Below are 1,893 nucleotides of genomic sequence, written 5' to 3' on the forward strand. Positions count from 1 at the left end.
AGGAGCTAATATAAGTAGTGGAGGACTAGACTATAACTCATTTATATACTACGACATAGACCACAAGAAAAACAAACTATCTTTTAACCTAGCCTCTAAACTAGCACTAAATAACCTTAGTGCTTATCTATGCTTAGATGAGCTAAGAGGATCTGGTAATGAGATAGATGCAAGGTATTTTAACTATGCTAGAAGTAGATATACTGAATCTGATGTAGAGATAAGGGAGTTAAATTTAGATGTGAAAGAGGAGAAAGAGATATACAATAATTACAAGGATGGCGCATTGCCAAATAAAGCAGCAGGCAAACCAAAATATCCGATAGATGCCTATCAAGAGGCTGCAAATATTATATATAAGCTTAGACTAGGAATTTTTAACACCAACTATGACAATACTCACCGCAACCTATCAAGAGATCTAGTAGAAGCTCTTGATACTATTGGCAACAATAACATAAAGGGTATATATGTGGGGTGTAAGGAGTTCGGATCGTCAGATAGAAAAGACAAGAGCACTCAAACCACATCATCTATCCCACCTCGCCTAGTAGGTCGTCTAGCCACTACCATAGTTATGGAAGATGGTCTATATATAGGATAAGATATGAAGAAAACTATATTTATAACTTTAGTTATTTTAGTAGTAATAGCTTCAGCACTGTTTATCAACAAAGGAAAAACTATGAATAAAGAAAATTTAATGGATAATACTAATACATATACAGTTATAGCTCCAAATGGAATGGAAATACCATTTGATAAAAAGACAAATTTAATGATACCAAACAATGATAATTATAATAAACCTAGGACAAATAGGGAATACTTAGAAATTCAATCCAAGTATCTCTTGGAAGCCCGCTCCATCCTCGACTCATCTCCATATAAAAACTATAAACCCTTATACTATAACCCTAAACCAAATTCTCTAGGTCAAACAGACCATCTATCATTTAAACCATGGCTAGACATTAGCTATAAATCAAGCTCAAATAAACTATCACCTTGGACTAAATCAGAAAAAGCCTACTATGAAAGCTTAAAAGATAAAAGAGATAGATATATCTATCTAGTAAAAAGAAGTAATCTAAAATGCACTATGATAGATATCCCAGATGATGCAATAGGTAGAGTAGATAGTAATGGCAAACTAACAAAGCCAGAGTATGCTGAAATTTATGATGAAGTAAATGCTCACAAAGGCACATTAAAATCAATGCTCTTTTCGGCAGAGTGGGGAATGTGTGCAGGAATACTTGGAGATCCTATGGGATTTTCATATGGAAATGAAGCTGGGTTTAAAGCAAGGGACTATCAAAGAATTTTCTTAGCTGCCCAGCTAGGAGTAGTAAAAGCTTTAGAATATTTAGGTGATCTATTTGAATACCAAACATATAATATAGGTCTAAATACAAATTTACAAATGGCTGAAGAATTTAGAAGACTAGCTAAAAATCCCCCATTAGATGAATATGGAATGATGCCTTATCTTGATGAGATAGTGGGGAATTACTTTGTGATGGATTTTAATAGGGGACTTGCCCTTGATACTGATGGTAGAGTTATGCGGTATTTTAGAAAGCTAGTAGAAGATGAAGGAAAACTACTAGACCCTAGAGACCTTGATGCAAACGAGACTACAAGAGAAGAATTTATGACAAAAATGAAAGATGTCCTAAAAGATGAAATGCTTCCTTTTGACGTAGCTGAACCAGACGATCAAGAATATAGGCAAGTAGTTTTGAATAGAGACATTAATCTATTAGAAGCTAAAATACTAGCTCTAACCCCACCAGAGGGATATCCAAATGCACCATACTACAACACACCAGAAGAGCTAACAAGACTATATGAGGCTGGTAAATTAGATAAAAAGCTAAACCCTCTAAC

General features: G+C 34.4%; 1 protein-coding gene and 1 pseudogene. Both read left to right on the top strand.

Translation table 11 applies throughout. The features are described from left to right. Positions 1-604: pseudogene (locus tag F3G98_RS10590) on the top strand (hypothetical protein); the annotation flags it as partial. Positions 605-607: 3 nt separating this feature from the next. Then, positions 608-1,893 (top strand): thioredoxin reductase (locus F3G98_RS10015; RefSeq protein WP_149726094.1); only part of this gene is annotated, 1,286 nt, incomplete at its 3' end.

The sequence above is a fragment of the Campylobacter concisus genome, from assembly GCF_902460895.1.
Classification (GTDB): Bacteria; Campylobacterota; Campylobacteria; order Campylobacterales; family Campylobacteraceae; genus Campylobacter_A; species Campylobacter_A concisus_BC.